Origin of the sequence: Actinomyces sp. S6-Spd3, from assembly GCF_000758755.1 — a bacterium.
In the GTDB taxonomy this organism is placed as follows: domain Bacteria; phylum Actinomycetota; class Actinomycetes; order Actinomycetales; family Actinomycetaceae; genus Pauljensenia.
Genome location: NZ_JRMV01000275.1, coordinates 45,132 through 67,035 on the forward strand (window position 1 = coordinate 45,132; position 21,904 = coordinate 67,035).

At 56.1% G+C, this 21,904-nt stretch carries 21 protein-coding genes; 1 reads left to right on the forward strand and 20 read right to left on the reverse strand.

The features are described 5' to 3' along the window. Positions 1–4: 4 nt before the first annotated feature. The 20 genes from dprA to HMPREF1627_RS04555 all read right to left on the reverse strand — a co-directional run bounded on the left by dprA (position 5) and on the right by HMPREF1627_RS04555 (position 20,775). Positions 5–1,162, reverse strand: a complete 1,158-nt coding sequence (gene dprA / locus HMPREF1627_RS04460) for a DNA-processing protein DprA (protein ID WP_034501510.1) — start codon at positions 1,160–1,162, stop codon at positions 5–7. Then, positions 1,149–2,723: a YifB family Mg chelatase-like AAA ATPase gene (locus HMPREF1627_RS04465; RefSeq protein WP_234305247.1), complete on the reverse strand. Its 1,575-nt coding sequence runs from the start codon at positions 2,721–2,723 to the stop codon at positions 1,149–1,151. Before HMPREF1627_RS04465 ends, dprA begins: the two co-directional genes overlap by 14 nt. Then, the gene (locus tag HMPREF1627_RS04470; RefSeq protein WP_034501515.1) at positions 2,720–3,124 is read right to left on the reverse strand and encodes a YraN family protein; all 405 of its coding nucleotides are present in this window, start codon (positions 3,122–3,124) and stop codon (positions 2,720–2,722) included. The genes HMPREF1627_RS04465 and HMPREF1627_RS04470 overlap by 4 nt, the downstream gene beginning before the upstream one ends. Positions 3,125–3,288: 164 nt before the next feature. Next, complete coding sequence (locus HMPREF1627_RS04475; RefSeq protein WP_034501519.1) at positions 3,289–3,588, reverse strand: DUF2469 domain-containing protein; 300 nt, start codon at positions 3,586–3,588, stop codon at positions 3,289–3,291. A gap of 48 nt (positions 3,589–3,636) precedes the next feature. Further along, positions 3,637–4,344: a ribonuclease HII gene (locus HMPREF1627_RS04480; protein ID WP_052040844.1), complete on the reverse strand. Its 708-nt coding sequence runs from the start codon at positions 4,342–4,344 to the stop codon at positions 3,637–3,639. Then, positions 4,341–5,057, reverse strand: a complete 717-nt coding sequence (gene lepB, locus HMPREF1627_RS04485) for a signal peptidase I (RefSeq protein WP_034501674.1) — start codon at positions 5,055–5,057, stop codon at positions 4,341–4,343. Before lepB ends, HMPREF1627_RS04480 begins: the two co-directional genes overlap by 4 nt. 130 nt (positions 5,058–5,187) lie before the next feature. After that, positions 5,188–5,544, reverse strand: coding sequence for a 50S ribosomal protein L19 (rplS, locus tag HMPREF1627_RS04490; RefSeq protein ID WP_034501521.1), 357 nt, complete (start codon positions 5,542–5,544; stop codon positions 5,188–5,190). Between the two features lie 213 nt (positions 5,545–5,757). Next, positions 5,758–7,071: a tRNA (guanosine(37)-N1)-methyltransferase TrmD gene (gene trmD / locus HMPREF1627_RS04495; protein ID WP_034501523.1), complete on the reverse strand. Its 1,314-nt coding sequence runs from the start codon at positions 7,069–7,071 to the stop codon at positions 5,758–5,760. 23 nt (positions 7,072–7,094) lie between these two features. Beyond that, complete coding sequence (rimM, locus tag HMPREF1627_RS04500; protein ID WP_034501524.1) at positions 7,095–7,601, reverse strand: ribosome maturation factor RimM; 507 nt, start codon at positions 7,599–7,601, stop codon at positions 7,095–7,097. A 74-nt stretch (positions 7,602–7,675) separates the two neighbouring features. After that, positions 7,676–7,915 (reverse strand): RNA-binding protein, encoded by a 240-nt coding sequence (locus tag HMPREF1627_RS04505; protein WP_034501525.1) that lies wholly within the window; start codon positions 7,913–7,915, stop codon positions 7,676–7,678. Between the two features lie 2 nt (positions 7,916–7,917). Next, complete coding sequence (gene rpsP, locus HMPREF1627_RS04510; protein WP_034501527.1) at positions 7,918–8,406, reverse strand: 30S ribosomal protein S16; 489 nt, start codon at positions 8,404–8,406, stop codon at positions 7,918–7,920. Positions 8,407–8,631: 225 nt separating this feature from the next. Further along, positions 8,632–9,699, reverse strand: a complete 1,068-nt coding sequence (locus HMPREF1627_RS04515) for an amidohydrolase family protein (protein ID WP_158705812.1) — start codon at positions 9,697–9,699, stop codon at positions 8,632–8,634. 20 nt (positions 9,700–9,719) lie between these two features. Continuing rightward, positions 9,720–11,315, reverse strand: a complete 1,596-nt coding sequence (ffh, locus tag HMPREF1627_RS04520; RefSeq protein ID WP_034501529.1) for a signal recognition particle protein — start codon at positions 11,313–11,315, stop codon at positions 9,720–9,722. A 57-nt stretch (positions 11,316–11,372) separates the two neighbouring features. After that, on the reverse strand, positions 11,373–12,620 hold the full coding sequence (gene ftsY, locus HMPREF1627_RS04525; RefSeq protein ID WP_034501530.1) for a signal recognition particle-docking protein FtsY: 1,248 nt from the start codon (positions 12,618–12,620) through the stop codon (positions 11,373–11,375). Between the two features lie 28 nt (positions 12,621–12,648). After that, positions 12,649–13,038, reverse strand: a complete 390-nt coding sequence (locus HMPREF1627_RS04530; protein WP_052040845.1) for a hypothetical protein — start codon at positions 13,036–13,038, stop codon at positions 12,649–12,651. A gap of 45 nt (positions 13,039–13,083) precedes the next feature. Then, positions 13,084–16,659: a chromosome segregation protein SMC gene (gene smc / locus HMPREF1627_RS04535; protein ID WP_034501531.1), complete on the reverse strand. Its 3,576-nt coding sequence runs from the start codon at positions 16,657–16,659 to the stop codon at positions 13,084–13,086. A 45-nt stretch (positions 16,660–16,704) separates the two neighbouring features. After that, positions 16,705–17,454: an HPr family phosphocarrier protein gene (locus HMPREF1627_RS04540; protein ID WP_034501533.1), complete on the reverse strand. Its 750-nt coding sequence runs from the start codon at positions 17,452–17,454 to the stop codon at positions 16,705–16,707. A 9-nt stretch (positions 17,455–17,463) separates the two neighbouring features. Further along, positions 17,464–18,105, reverse strand: coding sequence for a dihydroxyacetone kinase subunit DhaL (gene dhaL / locus HMPREF1627_RS04545; RefSeq protein WP_034501534.1), 642 nt, complete (start codon positions 18,103–18,105; stop codon positions 17,464–17,466). Between the two features lies 1 nt (position 18,106). After that, the gene (locus HMPREF1627_RS04550; protein ID WP_081940764.1) at positions 18,107–18,985 is read right to left on the reverse strand and encodes a dihydroxyacetone kinase subunit DhaK; all 879 of its coding nucleotides are present in this window, start codon (positions 18,983–18,985) and stop codon (positions 18,107–18,109) included. Positions 18,986–19,071: 86 nt separating this feature from the next. Next, entirely contained in the window at positions 19,072–20,775 is a 1,704-nt protein-coding gene (locus HMPREF1627_RS04555; RefSeq protein WP_034501535.1) for a bifunctional folylpolyglutamate synthase/dihydrofolate synthase, read from the reverse strand. A 168-nt stretch (positions 20,776–20,943) separates the two neighbouring features. On the opposite strand from HMPREF1627_RS04555, the gene HMPREF1627_RS04560 reads away from it, so the two are divergent. Next, the gene (locus HMPREF1627_RS04560) at positions 20,944–21,903 is read left to right on the forward strand and encodes a hypothetical protein (protein WP_034501537.1); all 960 of its coding nucleotides are present in this window, start codon (positions 20,944–20,946) and stop codon (positions 21,901–21,903) included. The last annotated feature ends 1 nt before the right edge of the window (position 21,904 follow it).

Consider the following 21,904-nt stretch of genomic DNA (forward strand, 5'->3'; position numbering starts at 1 on the left):
AAGTCTATCGGCCTTGCCCGAGACTGCGATGCCAGCCGCGCTCATCGACACCGACGAATGCACTGAGCTGAAGTCGAACAAGAGCAACCTTAACGGATTCTTCATCGAGGCCAGCCGCAACAGCAAGACGCTCGGTCGTCATGGAGCGTCTTTGGGGAAGGGCCTCATAAACCCGGCGTAGTAGCGGTTCGAGGGAATCAACAAGACCATCAGGAGCAGTAGGATCTCCGAACAATGGAAGCTCGTGGATCTCTGGCGCGTTTGCCTCCCCTATCATTTCGAGGACATCGACATAGTCACGGATTAGAGTTCCCCCATTGCGAAGCAAATCATGGACCCCGCGCGATGCTTCCGAATATATAGATCCGGGGATCCCACCAACGGGTGTTCCCTGCTCGAGCGCCCAACGAGAGGTTGCTAGTGCCCCTGAACGCGGCGAGGCCTCGACAACGACAACTCCGCTTGCAGCGGCAGCAATCAAGCGGTTCCTTCCCAAGAATCGCCACTTTGCAGGACGGAATGTGCATGGAACTTCAGAGATGAGCGCTCCCCCACAGGCAAGGATTGTTCGAAAGAGATCCGTGTTGCATGCGGGATAGAGATTGCCCAATCCACCAGCCATGAACGCACATGTGTAGCCAGCCACGTCAACGCTCCCCTGGTGAGCATAGGAGTCAATACCGATCGCTCCGCCAGAAATAGTGCCGAACCCCCGATGAGAAAGCTCCCGGGAAAGTTCACGCGCAACGCTGTTCCCGTAATTTGAAGACGCGCGAGCGCCCACAATCGCAATTGAAGAACGCGTCGAAAGTTCCCCTAGAACCCAGAGCATTCGAGGCGCATTTTGCCCAAGTTTGACAAAGCCCTTCGGCCACTTCTCATCCTTTGGCAAGACGATGTGGCCACCGATTTTTTCCAAGATATTGAGCTCAAGGTCTGGTTGAGCTGCAAGAGCCCGGGGCCTCCATCTTTTCCAACACGACCTGTAAGTGTCTTCAAGGCTTTTGAGCGCGTCAGGGATCAAGACCTGTTCTGCAAGGAGCCAGCGCTTCGCCTCTTCATCACCCAATGCGCATCGAAGAACTTCAAGTTGGGTGTCCGCGGGCTCGCTGATGCAGTTCCACCACACCTCGTCCAGCAGTTGTTGATTATCCGATTCCATAGTGTTCGCCTCCTTGGCGAAGCTGGAGTGCGCAGGAGAATTCCTCCAGCCCGATCGTATTTTTTCCAGAGAAATCAGCACAGGTCCACATCAATCGAAGGAGGCGATCTGCGCCTCGCATGGAGAGTTCTCCCCGGTCAACAGAGCGATCAATCAGAGACAAAATCCGTTCCGAAGGTGGGTGAGTCGAACGGATCCATGAACCCTCCACATCCCGATTGAGCTGCCAGGGAGTATCTCGCAATCGCCGTAACGCCCGTTCACGTGCCTCGCACACTTGTTCCTTTAACGATGCGGAAGTGAAGTCTGCTGCGCACTTCAAATCGGCTTGTGTGGGGACCCTCATCGACAAAGTAATGTCAATACGATCAATGAGGGGCCCAGAGAGGCGCCCCAGATAACGCCGTCGTTGCACGGACGAACACGTGCAGCTCTTCGTTCTCCCGCCAAGATGTCCACACGGGCATGGATTCGTCGCCAAAACTAATTGAAAGGACGCGGGATAGGACGCGATATGACCCGAACGCTGAATTCTGACCCAACCAGATTCAAGGGGTTGGCGTAATGAGTCCAAGACCGCAGGCGCGAATTCAGTGGCCTCGTCGAGAAAGAGAACTCCCCCGTGGGCAAGAGACACAGCTCCCGGACGAATACAGCTACTTCCACCACCGACCATCGCAGGAATCGACATGGAGTGATGAGGGGATTGAAAAGGCGCATGGTCAAGCAATCCTCCTGCAGGAAGATCCCCGGCAAGGGAATGAATCGCACTTGCGGTCAGAGCATCGCTCTCACTTAACTCTGGAAGAATCGAAGGAATTCGAGAAGCGATCATCGTTTTCCCACTTCCCGGTTCACCAATCAGCATCAGATGGTGGCCGCCCGCAGCAGCAAGAGCAACAGCGTCCACGGCGGCGTTGTGCCCGCGAACTTGAGAAAAGTCGATCTCTGCGCGAGTCAGACCCGATTTTTCTCCTGATTCGTTTCGTTGTGGCCGCGATCCTGTGTTTCCAGAAACGCCCACGATCCGAGCTCGGGTTGCTTCTCCTCCACATGCGCGAACGAAATCTGCAAGATGGGCAAAGGAGCGCACCTCAATTCCCGGCACAAGTGAAGCTTCTTCGCGCGCCTCCTGTGGAACATAGACCCGAGAGATCCCAGCGCGCCTGGCCGCAATCACTGCTGGCAGGACTCCAGGAATGGTATGAAGGCTTCCATCCAGTCCCAGTTCGCCAATGAAAACCTCTCCAGCAACGCCCTGAGCTCTGATCTTTGACGAGGCTAGGAGAATAGATACAGAGATCGCGAAGTCAAAACCCGAACCTGATTTTGGCAAACCGGCAGGTGAAAGTCCCACTGTCACATGGCGATCCAGTACTTCCAACTCACACGCTTGAAGCGCTGAGCGAACGCGATCGCGTGCCTCTCGCAGCGAGGCATCTGGAAGTCCAACAAGGGTGAAGGTTACTAATCCGCGGCCCACGTGTGTTTCGACATCAACGATTGTCCCATCGAGGCCAACCAAAGCGACAGCTCGCGTGCGTGCAAGGAAGGAACTCATGCGATGCCCCTCACCCACTCAATCTTCGGGGGATATCGATCGAAATCGACTCTCCCTCCTTCACGCACATCTTTCGCGCACCCGCGAGGGACAGTCAGAGCAATGACATCAATGCGGAGCTTGGAAAAGGAGGAGTGCTGATGTGCCCATCGGGCGGCAAGGCGGCGTAACTGGAGTACTTTGCGCGTGTCAACAGACTCCAGTGCACTCCCGTACGTCGTGCCGATTCGTGTGCGAACCTCGACAACGACAGCTGTTCGTCCTTCGCGCGCAAGGATGTCGAGTTCTCCGCGCCGAGAATCACGCCAATTCCGTTCAAGAACCTCTAGGCCATTGTCTTCGATGAAGCGGCAGGCATACTCTTCCCCTGCCTGGCCAAGGTATTTTCTGTGATCCACCATTGCTCCTTCCTCTTAGAGGAACAATGGCAGGCACAGCACGCAAAAATGAGGCAGGAAGGGGATTCTGTGGAAAACGCCGTTTAGACGTCATCCTGTGGATAAACCCGTTTTCTAAACAACAATAGGCCGCCAGCTTCCTGCGACCAAACCTCGCTGGAGCGTGCTTAAGCGAGAGGAAGTTCAGGCTTGTTGAGTTCCTCGACGTTGACGTCCTTGTAGGTAACAACGCGAACAGAGTGAACGAAACGCGACGAACGATAGATATCCCAGACCCAGGCGTCTGTCAGGGTTAGCTCAAAGAAAATATCGCCGCCGACAGGTCGAGCTTGCACATCGACATGGTTGCACAGGTAGAAACGGCGTTCGGTCTCGACAACGTACTTAAAGAGTCCGATGACGTCGCGATATTCGCGGAAAAGCGCTAGTTCGAGGTTATTCTCGTAAGATTCAATATCGTTCGACATGACCGCCTCCTGTGTTGCTCTCAGTATCTTAGAGGGCCACAGTGTCTTTTATTCGTCGACACCCGGAAGTTTCCACGAGCGCCGATGAAAGTCAGAAGCTCCCAGCTCGCGGAGCCCGCGAATATGCGCCGCGGAGGAATACCCCTTATTCCCGGCCCAGTCATACCCCGGGTCCGCACATTCCATCATCAATCGGTCGCGATATACCTTCGCTGCTACAGACGCTGCCGATACAACCGCACATTGCGCATCCGCTTTTACCCGTGTCACAACAGGTGGAACAGCAATATCGGGATAGGAAGGGCCGTCAAAACTGTCAAAAAGATCCGGCGAGTCGCTCAGCCACTCATGGCTTCCATCCAAAATGATGACATCGGCACTGAAACCACGAGCCTGGGCAGCCTTCATGGCTCGACGCCCCGCCAGTCTCAAGGCTGCAACAATTCCAAAACGATCAATCTCAGTGTTACTCGCCTGCCCGATTTCAATGCAAGGACTCCACTCATAGACCGGCTCGTACAAGGCCTCGCGCGCACGAATACTGAGCATTTTTGAATCGGCAAGCCCGGGAAGAACATCGTCTCCGGTAGGAGGCGCAAAAGCAAGACCAACGCACACCGGGCCTGCAAGTGCACCTCGCCCAACCTCGTCCATTCCTGCAACAACGCCGAAACGAGACTGCAGTTCTTGCTCCCACTCACGCGTGGGCTGCAGCTTAGCTGAGCGCTGTCGAGGCGCCTGCGAAGAGGACGTCATTGAGGATCAGGAACTCCAGAGAAAACCGAGCGATCTCCAAGCCACGTAAGGCGGTTAGTCGGCCAAATCACCGCAAATGCCCGCCCCACCACTGCGCTTTCGGGAACGTAGGGAGATTGTCCGTTCCCCATGTGGTAGCGAGAATCTGCCGAGTTCGTTCGGTTATCCCCCATCACCCACAGGTGTCCTTCGGGGACAGTGACGTCGAAAGTCATCGACGAGGCCGGACCTGAGCTGGCAAGGTAGGGTTCGCTAATCGCGACACCGTTAACTTCGATCTTGCCTTCTGCCGTGCAACAGGTGACATGGTCCCCGCCAAGTCCAATCACACGCTTGACCAAGGTCTGTTCACCGCCGGCGGGAAGAATTCCCGTAAATTCGGCGATCTTTCGAAGCGGGCTTGAGCTCTTCGTATCATTTTTCGACAGCCACCCTAGAGTGTCATCGAAGACGACCACGTCACCACGTCGGATATCACCGGTGTACTGCGAGACTCGAGAAACAGCGATCCGATCGTGTTCGATCAAGGTGTTGCGCATCGAGGCGGAAGGGATCCAAAAGACCTGCACAAGAAAAGCGCGAAGCAGCGAAGAAATGACAAGGGCGCAGATGATGATGATCGCCATCTCCCGCAGCCAATTGAGAGGGTTCTTGCGTGCGCGACGCTCAGCACGCTCGATGTCTTTGATCGAGGGGCCGTGAGCGACTGGCATTCGTACACTTTTTTCGCGCGTTCCACGGCGGCTCATATTCGGTTCCCTTTCCTTTTACTACCGTAAATTCTCACACGTATGCGAAAACCCGGCATCCTTAAGGATACCGGGCTTAAATCGCGAGTGAGTGTCACTCGGCAGATCCGGAGCGGTGCTCCTTGATCTTTGCAGCCTTACCGTGGCGCTCACGCAGGTAGTAGAGCTTTGCGCGGCGCACATCGCCCTTGACGACAACTTCGATCTTGTCGATCGTCGGTGCGTGCAGGGGGAAGGTACGCTCAACACCGACACCGAAGGAAATCTTACGGACGGTGAAGGTTTCGGACACACCGTGGCCACGGCGAGCGATAACGACGCCCTGGAAAACCTGGATACGCGAACGGTTACCTTCGATAACCTTCACGTGAACCTTGACGGTGTCACCGGAACGGAAAGCAGGGATGTCTTCGCGCAGCGAAGCTGCATCGACGGCGTCCAGCTTTTGCATGTTTACTCCTTGACGCTTCTGCCGCAGGTCAGTCACGTCTCTTCGGCAGGTCAAGCCTGCGATCGTGAATATGTCCGTATGATCCGGCGGCCCCCCGCGGCAGGTTACGCCACACACAGACCGTTCAAGTTTGCCACATTCTTTGAGGAAAAGAACAGTGCCAAGAGAAAAAACCTTCCCGAAAAACGGTGATTTGCCTTACGAAAGAGCGAGTTAGACGCCTTCAGGGCGAACCATGACCACATCGGAGGCATCGACGTGATCATTGAGTCGGAAATGACGTCGCCCCGCTTTCTTGAAACCGTGTTTGCGATAGAAACGCTGCGCGCGCTCGTTGTAGATGTGGGTTCCCAAGACGATCTGCGTCGCGCCTTCGTGGCGAACTGCGTCAATCGTGTGCTCAAGCAAAGCTCCCGCGATTCCGCTGCCGTGCACATCGAGATCCGCGTAGCACTTCGATAGGTATGCCGCATGCTCGTCAAGGGGGTATTTCCCATTTCCCCTCGGCATATCTGCTGGAGCATTAAGGAAGACTAGAGAATAGGCAATGAGTACTCCGTCGCTGCAGGCAACAAAGCACCGCGCGCGTTCATCAGCAAGATACTTCGCAAAAACCTCGGGAGTCAGCCCCGTGCGGATAAAGTCCTGCGCGGCCTCGGCGGGGATCATGTCGGGCACTGCGAGGGGGAAGGTGCGTGAGGCAAGCGCACTGATCGCCTCGGCCTCTTCTTTCCTCGCGCGACGAATCTCAACAGTCCTGAACCCATCATCGCAAACGAGCAGGCCGTGCGCCGCAATAACTTCACGGTCGCGAGTTGAAAGCTGATGTGGATCGATACGCGAAATAATATCGGGACGTCGGCGAGTGGTTCGTTCAAGCGAACGGTCGCTCCTCCATCGTTCGATCTTCGCGTGATCTCCGCTCATGAGAACCGTTGGAACCTCAAGTCCTCGCCACGACTGAGGTTTCGTGTAGACCGGGTACTCCAAAAGTCCAATGCCACTGTGTGATTCCTCAACCAAAGAATCGGGATTCCCGATCACACCGTCAAGCAAGCGGCCAACGGCCTCGACAAGCACGAGCGCGGCCACTTCTCCCCCGTTGAGGACATAATCGCCGATCGAAAATTCTTCAACGACGAGGCCGCGGCTTCGGTAGTGGTCAGCGACGCGTTGGTCGATTCCTTCATAGCGCCCGCACGCCACAATGATGCGATCAAAAGCTGCGAATTCTTGGGCTTTCTTTTGGGTAAAAGGAATACCGGAGGGAGTGGGGACGGCTAAAACGCAATTTGTGGAGTCACCGATAATATCGTCGAGCGCTTCACCCCAGACATCGGGCTTCATGACCATTCCGGCGCCACCACCGTAGGGAGTGTCGTCAACTGTTCGGTGGCGATCGTGAGTCCATTCGCGCAAATCATGAACGCGAATATCTAAGTGCCCACTAGTTCTTGCTTTACCCATGAGGGAAAGGTCAAGAACAGAAAAGTACTGCGGGAAAATACTGATCAGATCAATGCGCATTCGTGGTTTCTTCCCTGCTCGAATCAGCGTGCTTCAACAGCGTCGTCGTCAAAAAGACCAGGCAGCGGATCGATGGTGACGGTTCCACCCTCGACATCGACCTCGGGAACGATTTGGTGAACAAAAGGAACCATCACAACACCACTCTGAGTTGCGACTAAGAGCAGATCTTGGGCCGCCCCCATCTGAATTCCCTTAACGGTTCCCAGGGTCTGGCCTTGCAGATCAAGTGCTTGCAGGCCTTTGAGCTGGTGAGGATACCAGGCATCTTCTTCTTCGCGTTCGTCGGTCAGCAGACGTACGCCTCGAAGAGCTTCTGCACCTTCGCGGTCGCTCACTTCCTCGAATAAGGCGACCACGCGTTCCTTATGCTGACGGATGGAGCGAAGCGTCAGCTCGGGCATGGACTGCTCCGAGGTTTCAAAAACTGTCCCGCTGATGAAAAGTTCGGGATCATCGCTACGGATATCGAGAATCACTTCCCCGCGTAGTCCGTGTGCGGGGCCAATCAGTGCTGCCGTCATAAGCATGGGAAAGTCCTTGTCATAGGAACGACAAACGGGGACCTGATCGAGCCAGGTCCCCGTTTGAGATCACTGCGTTGTCACTCGCGGTCGGTGTCAACAACATCAACGCGAACATTCCCACGCGGGGAGAGTGCGTTGACCACCGTGCGTAGCGCACGAGCCGTGCGACCACCACGACCGATGACACGTCCCAGATCCTCCGGGTTCACGCGAACCTCAAGCATCTGCCCGCGACGCATGGAACGGGATGAAACCCGCACGTCTTCGGGGTGGTCAACAATTCCGCTGACCAGGTGTTCGAGTGCATCAGCAAGCATAATCAGGCTTCCTCGCCAGCTTCTTCTTCAGCCTTGGGCTCTTCTGCAGCTTCTTCAGCGGCAGCGGCCTGTGCGGCTTCTTCTTCAGCCTTGCGAGCAGCTTCTTCCTCAGCCTTCTTGGCGGAGGCGTCTGCCTTGCGCTTTTCAGCAGCGGCTTCGGCGTCCTTAATGGCCTGAGCAGCAGCGGCTGCCTTGTCGGCATCTGCGTACTGAACGCGGGACACTGCGTCAGCCTTGCCATTGAAGCGAGCGATATCGCCGGTCAGGACGAGCAGGTTACGAACCTGGTCCGAGGGCTGTGCGCCCACGCCGAGCCAGTACTGCACGCGGTCAGACTTGATCTCGATGGTCGAGGGGTTCGGGGTCGGATCGTACAGACCGACCTCTTCGATGACGCGGCCGTCACGCTTCTTGCGCGAGTCAACGACAACGACACGGTAAACGGGTGCATGGATCTTGCCCATGCGCTTCAAACGAATGCGAACTGCCACTGTTGTGGTCACTCCTGTTTCAAATCGGTGTGGGACAGACATACGTCAGGTAGGGAAACACAGACGATGATTATCCCGGGACGCGACGAACTCAGATGAGAGGGCTCTTCGCACGTCGAGTACAGCGAACAATTATGCCAGTAATAAAGGGTTATTCCAAGCCGATTGGCATAAAGACTTCAATCCTGGCGGTGGTCTTCATCACCGCCAGGATTGAATCCGAGCCTAGACCGAGGCAACAAGCATTCCTCCGCGGCAGATCTGCGTCGGATGAAGAAGAGCGTCAACCGAGCGTGAGGGGCATTGCTCATAAATCATCAGATCTGCGATCCCGCCAAGAAAACCCGCAGTGGATCTTAGATACTGTCGAGCCTTGAGCGTTGCACGCGACAGGATCTCATCGGCTGGAACTCCCAAGTTCGCCCATGCGTCAAGCTCACCGCGAATACTCCCAGGTTCTTGATAACCGCCGGTATCACTTGCCGGCAAAATCGTTATCCCCGAGTCGAAAAGAAGCTGCGCCTGTTCATATCGATTCTTCGATAGCCCCTTCATCGTCGCCGAGTAACGCGGATACTTGATGCGGCTCTGCTCGGCAAACTCCCCAAAAAGCTCGCGTTGCAGCATAGTGACTGACACTGCTACGCCCCGGGAACATGCCTCCGCAATCTGGTCGCGATCCATTCCGCTGGCGTGTTCAATATTGTCCACTCCAGCTTCTAAGAGATCATCAATGACGCGATGAGAAAAGGCGTGAACAGCGACGCGGCCACCTGACTCGTGCACCGCCGCGACGGCCTCGACAAGCGCACCGCGAGGCCACAAAGGCTCAAGATCCGCGTCCCTTCCCCTACTGCGATCGATCCAGTCCCCCACGATCTTCACCCAGCCGTCGCCACGTGCCAGTTCTTCAAGCGCAACCGCAGTAAGATCCCTGGCATCCTCAACCTCGCGAGCAAGGCCTCGAATATAGCGCTTGGGGCGAGCGATGTGACGACCGCATCGAATAAGGACTGGTAGACCAGCCTCGCCTTGAACCCACGAGGTATCGACGGGAGAACCGCAATCACGTAGAAGTGTCACGCCCGCACTGAGCTCAGTGCGAAGCTGTCCACGCTGTTCATCTGCACTCAGAACGCGGGCACCGTGACCGACACCGATGTGACAGTGCGCATCGACGAGGCCGGGGGTCGCCCACCCGCGTACAACCTGTGCTCCTCGCGGAATAGTATCAACGGACGAAATGACCGGAGCAAGGGCCCACACACCGCGAACCCAACCCGATTCGGTCAATAAGTGCCCGTCAAAATACATCAGGAACGGCCGAGCATTCGACGGATATCTTCAGGAAGATCATCCAAAGTCGGGCGAGGGCCTTCTTGCGGGGCTTCACTCACACCAAAAGCCGAACCCGAGGGCGCACTTGAACGCTGTTCGGGAGGAAGCAGGGCCTCGAGTTCTTGCTGACGACGCTTTGCAGGGTTACCACTACGTGCCTTCTTGGCCACGCGTGCTCGCTGAGCACGGTCCTTACGAGCTTGCGCCTTCTGCTTTGCTTTTCCGCCGCTTCCGGGCATGGATCCCATTCCGGGCATTCCTCCCGGTCCCATCTGCCCCATTTGCCCCATCATGGTCTTCGCGGCTTCAAAACGCTTGACCAGATTATTGACCTCAGCAACCGTGACGCCAGAACCGCGAGCAATACGAGCACGGCGTGAGCCGTTGAGAATCGAAACATCTGCGCGTTCGGCGGGGGTCATCGAGCGAACAATCGCCTCGACGCGGTTCACCTCGCGTTCATCGAAGTTCTCAAGCTGATCACGCATCTGGGCCATTCCGGGAATCATTCCCAGAACCTTCTTCATTGAACCCAGCTTGCGGACCTGTTGGAGCTGGCTGAGGAAGTCGTCCAAGGTGAGTTCACCGGACATGGCCTTCTTGGCCATCTTCTCTGCTTCTTCAGCATCGAGGCGCTTTTCTGCCTGCTCGATGAGCGTCATGATGTCGCCCATATCGAGGATACGGCTGGCCATGCGATCTGCATGGAAACGCTCGAAGTCATCCAAGCCTTCGCCCGTTGAAGCAAAGAGGATGGGCGCACCCGTCACGCCTCGGACAGAGAGCGCAGCACCGCCTCGGGCATCACCATCGAGTTTGGAAAGAACAACGCCCGTAAAGCCCACACCGTCACGGAAAGCAGTCGCCGTATTAACAGCGTCCTGACCGATCATCGCGTCTAGGACAAACATGACTTCGTGGGGGTTGACGGCCTCGCGAATGGCAATGGCCTGGGCCATCATTTCTTCGTCAACGCCCAAGCGACCCGCGGTATCAACGATCACAACGTTGATACCGTTCGTAATCGCATAGTCAAGGCCCGAGCGAGCTACTTGAACCGGATCGCCGACACCATTACCGGGCTGTGGCGCCCACACTTGAACGCCCGCACGCTCACCAACGATTTGCAGCTGACCAACCGCATTGGGGCGCTGGAGGTCCGAAGCAACGAGCAAGACAGACTTGCCTTCTTCGCGCAGCCACTTTCCAAGCTTTCCGGCCAAAGTCGTCTTACCTGCACCCTGCAAACCAGCGAGCATGAAGACTGTGGGGCCACGCTGAGCGAAGTGGAGTTCTCGGGTTTCGCCACCAAGAATCTCGACCAGTTCGTCGTGAACGATTCGAACGACTTGCTGACCAGGATTGAGGGCACGAGAGCGGGCCGCTCCATAGGCCTTCTGGCGGACCTGCGTCGTGAACTCGCGAACAACGGGCAGCGCGACGTCGGCGTCCAAGAGTGCGCGTCGAATCTCGCTGATGGTCTGATCAACATCAGACTCGGTCAATACACCGCGCGAACGCAGCCTCTTAAAAGACGCTGTCAAACGATCAGACAGATCCGAGAAAGCCACTGTGACTACTCCTCACGAGCACAAAAATACAGAACCAGGTTTTAAGGGTAGTGGGTTCTAGCCCACGATCGCATCAACAAACGAGTTCGGGTCGAAAGGTGCGAGGTCGTCTGGGCCTTCTCCAAGCCCGACAAACTTCACAGGAACGCCCAGAGTGCGCTGGACAGAAACGACGATTCCGCCCTTCGCTGAGCCATCAAGCTTCGACAAGACAATGCCCGTTACCCCTGCAACCTCAGCAAACACTTCTGCCTGTCGCAAGCCGTTTTGACCGGTAGTTGCGTCCAAGACCAAAAGAACTTCGCTCACGGGCGCGTGCTTTTCCATCACGCGCTTAACCTTGCCAAGTTCATCCATGAGCGCAGACTTCGTTTGAAGTCGACCAGCCGTATCCACCATGACGATGTCACAGCCTCGACGAATGCCTTCTTCAACCGATTCAAAAGCAACTGATGCGGGATCCGCTCCCTCACGCTCAGAACGGACAACGCCAACACCCACGCGACTTCCCCAGGTTTCAAGCTGATCGGCAGCAGCTGCACGGAAAGTATCAGCCGCACCAAGGAGAACTTCGTGTCCCTCAGCGCGGAAAATACGCGCCATCTTTCCGGTCGTCGTGGTTTTACCGGTACCGTTCACGCCCACCATCAAAATCGTTGCTGGGACTCGAACACCGTCGACGTCGCGGACACCGAGGTTGACGGAGCGGTCCATGTCTGGCCCAACAAGCTTGAGCAGTTCTTCGCGCAAGAGAGCACGAACGACCTGCGGATCCGAGGTATTTTCAACCTTGACGCGCGTACGGAGAGCCTCCATGAGCTCTTCGGTTGCGTCCAATCCCAAGTCCGCGATCAGCAGGGAGTCTTCAATCTCTTCCCAATCGGTAGCCGATAGGTCTCCCCTAGACAGAAGGGAAAGTAGGGACTTGCCCAGCGCACCGGAGCGCGCCAGACGCGCACGGAGGCGTCCCATGCGCGAAGGAATCGACTCGGGAACCTCAACTTCTTGGGCAGGTTCTTCTTCCGAGGCCGAGGCAGGCTCAACGCCCGCGTCCCCCTCCGCAGCGGTCTCTTCGTCGGCAACCGGCCCGGCGCGAATTTGATCGGAGTCGCCCACCTCGCTTTCACGGGGTTCTTCAGGCGCGGCCTCGGCAGGCACCTGTGTAGGCGTAGCGGGAGGAAGCTGGGCATCCTTCGGCTTACGCGAGCGCGCGAAGGCAAGAATCGCACCAACGAGCACAACAATGACTCCCACCAAAATGATGGGTGCCACCGGGTTATGAACAAAATCCATGAGAGCCTGCATGGGTCAATCTTTCCTCAGGTCTTCCTTTTTAGGCTTTTTCTGTCGGCGCAACGTCGCTGGAGGCACCGCTTTGCGATTCTCCTTGCTGGCGAGGGCGAGACTTCGCGTGAGAGCCTCGACGGCTTGCAATGTCTTCAATACGTTCGGTCATTGCTTCAACAGCCTCGAAACCAGGGAGGCCATCGGCAACCATGTAACCGCGAGAACTACGAGAGCTATCAAGCACGTTTCTCATATTCTCTTCACGGACGCTGATCTCGGGAATCTGGGTCGGAATCTCTTGGCTGGATTGACTCTTCAAATGGTCTTTCCATTGATCAGCACTACGCCTGTGCAGGGCGAAGCCCAAGATGACCGCTGAGGCAATAGCAAGCATGACGATCATGGTGACGATGTAGACCGCAATTCCTTCAATCATGTCTTAACTTTCCCATCAGTGACGCAGCTATGCCAAGTGCACGCCCTATTCATTCAGGCGTTGAGAGACCACGCGAGTCACACCGTCCCTCATGGTGACGCCGTACAGAGCGTCAGCGATTTCCATTGTTCGCTTCTGGTGTGTAATCACAATCAGCTGCGAGGTCGCGCGCAATTCTTTGAAGATCTCCAGCAAGCGCGAGAGATTAATGTCATCCAAGGCCGCCTCAACCTCGTCCATCACATAGAAGGGAGAGGGGCGAGCCTTAAAGATCGCAACGAGGAAAGCTAAGGCAGCAAGAGAACGCTCGCCGCCAGAGAGGAGCGAGAGGCGTTTGACTTTCTTGCCAGCAGGTCGGGCCTCAATTTCGATCCCCGTATCGAGCATCGAATCGGGATCAGTCAAGACAAGATGGCCCTCTCCACCTGGGAAGAGAACATTGAAAGTGTGTTCAAAGTGCTTCGCTGTGTCCTTCCATGCATCTTCGAAGGCTTCTTGAACCAGGCGATCGACATCTTCGACGATATGGAGAAGATCCGCCTTAGATTTTTTGAGGTCGTGTACTTGGGCGACAAGGAATTCGTGCCGCTTAGCCAAAGCCGCATGTTCTTCCAAAGCAAGAGGATTGACGCGGCCCAGTTTCTCGAGTTCTTTGAGGGCTTGATCAAGGACCTTGACCTGTTCTTCGCGTACATAGGGCCGTGAAGGCACAGAATCTTCTGTTTCTTGGGCAGGCTGTCCTTCCTCATTCGATTCAACGTCCTTAGGGCTGACCTGGTTGAGTGCGTCCTCGGTGAGGATGGGGACTAGGTTATGCGGACCATAGTGCTCGATCAGGTCATCTGCTTCCATGGAGATTTCCTCCAAAGAACGCCCCTCAAGTTGCTCGACACGCATCCGTAATTCCGCGCGCAGAATCTGAGCCTGTTGGGAGGCAAGCGTGAGCTCAGAAATTTGAGCGCGAACGGCATCGAGTTGAGCGCGAACTCCCGCGAGTTTCTCCGAATCTTCACGCCGCGCCACTTCGATGGCGTCGCGGCGTCCCTTTGCCGCGGCAACTGCCCTTTGCGCATATTCGAAGCCCCGCTGTGCCTCTTCTAGAACGCTTTGAGCACGTGCGAGTTCACGCTTGCGGCGTTCTTCCCTGCGCTGGTAGGCAATCCTTTCCTCGCGACTACGGGCAGCGGCCTGTCGAAGATTACGGGCGCGCGAGGCTGCGCCTCGTGATTCTTCTTCTGCTGCACGCAAAGCAAGGCGCGCCTGCGTCTCTTCTTCCCGTGCCGCGCGCGCTGCAGCTGCACGTTCTTCGGCGAGGCGAGTCGCGGCCTCGAGATCAACATCGGGAGCTTCAAGTGCGCCGGTTCGCGCACGTTCCTGCGCATTTTCGTGGGCAATGCGCGCGTGCTCAAGTTGTTCTTCGGCGCGTTTCAGGGTCTCTTCGGCACGCGTTGTTTCCGCGTGAGCGGCACGAGCGCCGCTGTGAACGCGAGCCGCCTCCTGTGCGATCTTCGCTTGACGTGCGTCCTCTTCACGAAGCGCCTTGAGTGCGTCATTTGCTCCACGCACAGCTTGGTCCAGAGCAGCGTTGGCTTCACTCAGTTGCTCTTGAGCATCACTTTCCCGCTTTAATGCTTCCGCGGCAGCCGCCGCTGCTTCCTCATACTGTGCCCGCAAGGCAAGGGGTGAAGCGCTCTCCTCCCCCGCTACCAGCACGGATGAATTCGTCATGAGGTCCCCGCGCGCAGTTGCTACGCACTCAATTTCTGGGCGGACAATAGCAATTCGCGCTTCTTCAATGGTCTGCGACACCCACGCACCGTCAAGGAGCACATCGAGGAGAGCAGAAAAACGCTCCGAGGTGACGGCGTCTCTGGCCCATTTGCCCGGAATTCCCTCAAGTTGGGCCGGCTTGCGGTTAGTCGCCGCGCAATCTGCGATGAGAAAACGGACTTGTCCCTGGCCGCGCTCGTCGGCATCGCGAACGTTCTCCCAGGCGTGCTCGTGTGTATCCATCACCAAGGCGTCCGAGAAGGGGAAAAGCAGCTGAGCAATTGCATTCTCATATCCGGCATCGACATGGACGCCACTGGGCAGATCACCCATCGATCCCTTGGCTTCCATAAACGAGGCGGTACCGTCGCTGGGAGTGAGAGTTTGAGCGAGTGCATCGCGGCGCGCTTCCCAACGTGCGCGTTCAGCTCGAGCGTCGCGTTCACGTGCAAGCAGCGCATCGACCTTCTCGCGTGCTTCTTCTCGAGTTTTTTGTGCAGCGTTGAGTGCTTTCGAGGCGAGTGAATCGTTGCTGGGATGATCTTCCGAATAGGCTTGCGCCTCCTGAGCGGCCTTCGCCTCACGCTCTCGGGCCGCGTCTACCTGGGTCTTTGCGCGCTTTGCTTCCGCCTGGGCGGCATCAAAGCGTGACGATGCCGAGGCAAGACCCGCACTGAGGCGCGCACTGGCCTCGCGATAGTCGGCGAGAAGTCGGTTTGCTTGTGCCAAGGCACGCTGGGCCTCGTCATCGAGGCGTTCGGCTTCGCCGCGAAGACGAAGAGCTTCGTCGACTCGACTCTGGGCGCTTTGAACTCGTTGAAGAATCTGTGCATCCTCGTGGCTGGCGGCTTGTGCTCGTTCATCCAAGGATGCGGGGTCTTCGGTTTGAGGGGCCAATTCCGGTTGGGAATGAGTCAACACACGCTCACGAGCGATCGTCATGGTGGCATCGAGACGCTGGGCAATTGCAGTGAGCGATTGCCATTCTTCCATTGCCTGTGCGACCTGCGGGTGCCGGAGGCGCTCCTCTTCTTCCAGGCGTCGAATATCGGCGCTCCTGAGTGTTTCTTCTTCTTGCAGATGTGCTAGGCGCTCATGCTGGACGTCAGCATCATCAGATCCGCGCTGAAGCCGATCTCGAGCAATCATCAGATCATCGGCAAGAAGACGCGCTTTTGCGTCGCGTACACGCGCCTGAATGAGCGAGGCTCGACGTGCAATCTTCGCTTGGCGCGCAAGAGGACGCAGCTGACGCTCGATTTCTGAGGTGAGGTCGAGGACCCGGACCAAGTTTTGATCCATATCCCCTAGTTTTTTCAATGCGCGTTCTTTTCGCCTGCGGTGCTTGAGAACCCCCGCAGCCTCTTCAATGAAACCGCGGCGTTCTTCCGGCGTTGACGACAAGATCGTGTCGAGCTGCCCTTGCCCGACAATGACGTGCATTTGACGGCCCATACCGGTATCAGAAAGCAATTCTTGGATATCCAGGAGCCTGGCCGGAGTTCCATTAATTGCGTATTCGCTGCCACCGCCTCGGAAAAGAGTGCGACTGATGGTGACTTCGGAGTAGTCGATGGGAAGGAGGCCGTCACTGTTGTCGATGGTTAAGTCAACCTGTGCTCGTCCCAAGGGTGCGCGACCTGATGTTCCGGCAAAAATGACGTCAGCCATATTCGCGCCGCGAAGCGTTTTAGCACCTTGCTCACCCATCACCCACGCTAAAGCGTCGACGACATTGGACTTTCCAGAACCGTTCGGACCAACCACACAGGTGATCCCGGGTTCCAGACGTAGAGTCGTTGCACTTGCGAAGGATTTGAATCCTCTCAGTGAAAGTGTTTTAAGGTGCACGAATCTAAGCCTAAAGCTTCCTGAAGATATTCAGCAGAATTTCGATCAACTTCCGTGTCCTTGGAGCATTTCCCGGACGCATCGCATTGCTTCTTCGCGCTCGAGGCCCTGCGCGCGGACATGGATGTGCTGGCCCTGGCGAACCCCCAAGGACATGAGCTCCAAAACAGAGGAGGCATCAACATCATTGATCCAGACCTGCGCATCCATTGGAGCAAGAGCTCGGACAAGAAGTGCGGCAGGACGGGCATGCAGGCCAGCAGGGTCACTGACTGTCATTTCTTCTTCAAGAATCTGCTGCGAGGTAATTTCAAAAACTCGGGAAGAAGATGGCTCCAGAACAACACTCGTGATTTGCGCAATTTCAGTGCGGGCGCGCTCCGCCAAGTCAATGGCGCTTTGACAGGCAGCAACCGCGACTTGGGCAAGCCCGCTACCACCGTGGGCTGCGACCGCAGCAGCAACCGTCCCTTCAACCAAGGGGGCAGTCACGCACATGCAATCTTTCGGGTTACCGCGTAGCTCAAGGACGGTCTGGGCGACCATGGTCGAAGAACCCAAGTCTGTCAGGAGAAGCACACCGCGCCGACACGAGTCGCTACCGGGTTTATGAATGCGTGCGAGCGCTCGATCAAGGGCATCTTCGACCTTGCTCATAGACGTGCCTAAACCGCCAGTATCCTCCCCCGCAGCAAGCTCGAAATGGATGTCGGGAGCCATTTGAGAGGCAAGTTCAACAACGCCTTCAGCAAGTTCCTGACTGTGCGAGATGATCACGAATGCAACACACGCCATTGTTATGTCCTAATCGTCGGCGGCAGCACGGGCTGCCTGCATGATGATGATTGCTGAAGAAACAGCCCCCGGATCCACGTGTCCGATCGAGCGTTCTCCAAGATAAGACGCACGTCCTTTGAGCGCCTTCATCCCCTCGGTCAGTGCAGCTCCACGCTGTGCGGCATGCGCAGCGGCTTGCAGTACCTCGTTAACGTTTTTTCCTTGCGAGGCCAATTCTCGTGCGATTTGGGCCGCGGGAAGCCATGCGTCGAGCATGGTTTTATCGCCAGCACTTGCATTACCGCGCTGTGAAATTCCTTCTGCAATAGCCTCATACAAGACTGTGATCGCCTCACTGTCCGGACAATCAGAATTCTGCGCAAGGGCACGGCCACCTCTGAGAAAACCAGTGCCGTATAGGGGCCCGGAGGCTCCCCCAACATGAGTCATCAGAGTCTTCGCAACCAAGGTGAGTCCTTCGCACAGCGAATTCCACTCGGAATCTGCGAGGGCGTTCTCAACCTGGGTAAAACCACGCGTAATGTTCGTACCGTGGTCACCGTCACCGATTTGACGGTCAAGTTCGGTCAGGCGTTCTTCTTCGCGAAGCAAGGAGGCGGCGCACAGGCGCATCCACTGGGTAAACCACTGTGTGTTGATGGTGTTCATTTCATTCACTCCATGCGGGGGCAAGGGTCGGAGCATCATAAAGGGTAAGGATATCCGGACGCGCGCGCATTAAGGTCAGCGACAGACCGTCCATATCGTCACTGGTGACAAAACGCCCACTCTTCATACGAGCGATAGTTTCGCCAATGCAACGTGCATATTCTTCTATTGCGGAGCACGCATATTTCAGGTCTTCCTCAGGGGCAGACCCCAAGTTATTCACCAGAACGATCACTTCTTCGCTGCCTGGAGGAAGTTGGCTAAAAACTTCCTTAACGGCTTGAAAAATGACCTCGGAGCGCGTCGAATACGGAAGCGTTGAAACGCCCTTTTCTCCGTGGATTCCAACTCCCATTTCGGCATGCCCTTTGGCAAGATCGAAGGAGAGCTTTCCGTCGGGCGTTGTAGGGGCACGGAAACAAATCCCATAGCTGACGATCGTCTGTTCAATTTCGGCTGCAAGCTGACCGAGCTCCTCGCTTGTCATTGCAAGCGATGCGCCGGCACCAAGAATTTTCTCGTATAAGACTGTGCCTGCAATTCCTCGCGCTCCTTGCGAAACCCCGCGAGTTGCTAGATCGTCATGAACGTATACCAGCGTACAGGCAACGCCCGTGTCTTCAAGAAGCTCCACTGCCAGTTGAAAATTGAGCACATCCCCGGTGTAGTTCTTGACGATAGCAAGGACTTCTTCCGCAGGGGTCTCTTCGATCATTCGAGTGATGAGCTGAGCAATATCCGGGGCAGAAGGCGCAGTAAAGTGTTCTCCGGTCGCGCAGCCACTGAGCATCCCTTGGCCAAGAAAACCTGAATCCATCGGTTCATGTCCCCCGCCACCACCAGAAATCACGGCAACAGGAACAGAGGGCGATGAGCTCACGGCAAGCTCTGTGCGCGAGTGAGTCAACCCTATCTACCCCCTGAGCTGGATTTACTCAAAATCATGCCATGCTCGCCATGAAATTACTAGGGGCGAATTCCCATGAGACGCAGGACTTCTCCAGCTAAGAGAACCGAACCAAAAACAACAACGCCGGTTGCGGGTGCACTCTCGTCCCCGGCCTCGCCAAGGTTAACGGCAGCGGCAATTGCTTCGAGAATATCCTCGTGGACTTCCACGCGGTCTTCCCCGAAAACATCGCGCGCAATTTCGGCAATTTCTTCGGCCGGCTTTGCGCGCACTCCGGGCATCTGTGTAACCACAAGGGAGTCCAGGTAGGGCTCAACCTCGCCGAGCACTCCTTCGATATCCTTATCCCCCATCCCCGAATAGACGCCAACAATGCGTTCAAAGTCGAAGGCCTCGGAAATGGATTCACCCAGGGTGTGTGCACCGGCAGGATTGTGCGCGGCGTCCACAATAATCGTCGGCGAGTGGCGCACAACTTGAAGGCGCCCCGGTGAAGTAGCGGCAAGCATCCCGGCCTCGACAAGGCGAGCATCCAGCGCACGCCCGCCCATGAAGGCCTCGACGGCTGCGATCGCAGCTGCAGCATTATTCGCCTGGTAGCTACCAAATAGGGGAACGAAAACGTCCTCATAGACTGCTGCAGGGGTACGGACGGTAATCATTTGCCCACCGACCCCAAGCTGACGATCAAGGACTTCAAAGTCTCGACCTTCAAGGCGAACAATTGCATCGACGCTGGCCGCACGCTCTTCGATCACCCGCAAGGCTTCTTCCTCTTGGCGGGCAACGATCACGATCTGACCGGGCTTGATGATTCCTGCCTTTTCTTCTGCGATCTCGCGAATGGTCGATCCAAGCCACTTTTCATGGTCGATCGCGATCGGCATGATGACGCTGACTCCAGCATCGATAACGTTCGTCGCGTCCCATCTGCCTCCCATTCCAACTTCGACGACGGCAGCGTCAACGGGGTGGTCAGCAAAGGCTGCAAAAGCCATAACCGTGAAGACTTCAAAAAATGACAGTCGGGTTCCATCTGTTTCGGCGTGGGCACGGTCGACCATTTCAATATAGGGAGCAATATCGTCCCACGTGCGCACGAATTCTTCTGCAGAGATCGATTCTTGTTCGATGGTGATTCTCTCGCGGACATCAACGAGGTGCGGAGAGGTGAATCGTCCGGTTCGCACGCCGCTTGCCGCTAAAAGCGCGTCAATCATGCGCGTTGTTGAGGTCTTTCCATTGGTGCCGGTGATGTGCACGCTGGGATAGCTATTTTGGGGATCACCCAAGATATCGAGCGTTTCTTTCACACGATCCAAGGTCGGTTGAACCTGATGTTCGGGGACCCTCGCGATGATTTCTTGGTAGATTTCCTCAACGCGCGCTTCCATCCGAGCACTATGGGCAGCATCCGTCAAAGCTTCGCGGTGTGCGTCTTCTGCGCGCCGCTCAGCAAGTTCTTCTTCCCAATCTTCTCCCCACTGGGAGTAGTCGCCTTCAAGCTCAGCGAGGATTGACGGGTCTGGGCCTAGGAGCATCGAGTTCAGCGCCAGCGCCTCGAGGGCAAGATCGCGTTCGTCGGGCTCACTATCTGCTGACTCATTATCGAAGTCCTCTTCGTCGACGCGGTCAGCTTCTTCGAGGTAGGGAATGAGGTCAGCTGGAATTGTCCCCGGACGCTGCTCTTCTTGCGAAGCGGGAGCGGCTTGCTCTGCCTCGTCATGCGAATGATGCGCGAAGAATGATTCCCCGGTCATGAGTCCTCCCTAAGTTGAGCTGGGCCTATTCTATCGACGAGGCCATGGGGGCGCCGCGTTTGTGGGTATCGTTGCGTGGATGGGAAGGAAGAGATTTCACCCAGATGCGTGCTGGAACGTAGACTGAGACCACTTAATCGTTAAACGAGGGAGATGTGCGAGGAGCTTATGTCTGATTTTCCACCAAATTCCGGATACCCAGCTCCCCAGGGCCCTCCTGTGATCCCTCAAGGCGGAGCCTACCCGCAGCCACAAGCTCCTTATCAGGCTCCTCAAGCTCCGTATGTCGAACCTGAGAAGAACCCCAGTTCAAAGGGGCCGATCATCGCATGGATTGCGGTACTGACCGTTCTTGCATTGGTTGTTGTCTTTTTCTTGTGGCACACGTCCGGCCGCGGTACCTCACCGTCGCCAAGTCCAAGTGCCCCTGATCCCTCGTCTTTCTCATCTGCCACCCCCAATCCGAACCCTTCACAGTCCGTCGATGATGGGATCGATGAAGAAACCATTTCGGGGAGCCGCGGTGCGTGCTGGAGCGAGGCTACCAAGTCTGGGAAGGTGGACGCCGTCAAGGAGATTAAAACAAAGTCAGTGCACTTTGAAGGAAAGTTCGGCAACGGCGACATGAAGTACACGTACACGGGCACCTTGACCGGCTACGCAAAGGGTTCATCTTCAACGAGCAGCTTCGAGATCGTCTGCAGCGTTGTTCACACTCAATCAAGTAACACGTTCATTGTTGTAGGAGATGTGGGTCTTACGCCGCTTGCCGATCCTTCACAATCTTCTTCGCCGGCTCCGACACCGACTAGGAAGTTCCACGATGATGACATCGATGAGAAAACATGGATGATCATCTTTGAAAAGTGCTCAAACGCTTCCACGCAATCTATTCGTGACGATTACAAAGTCATGGCAGTGTCAATCGATTACCTCAAGAAAACCGCGACGTTGAGTAATGGCAACGAGGAGTACGAGCTGACTGGAAAAGTTCATGCAGAACGTAAGTACAAGGAATCTACCGATTTCTCTTCAAGCCTCTTCCAAATGAAGTGCACCGCTACTCATATGAAGGCAGATGATTCATATGACGTGAAGGCAGAGATTGACCCGAATCCGATCCAATGAA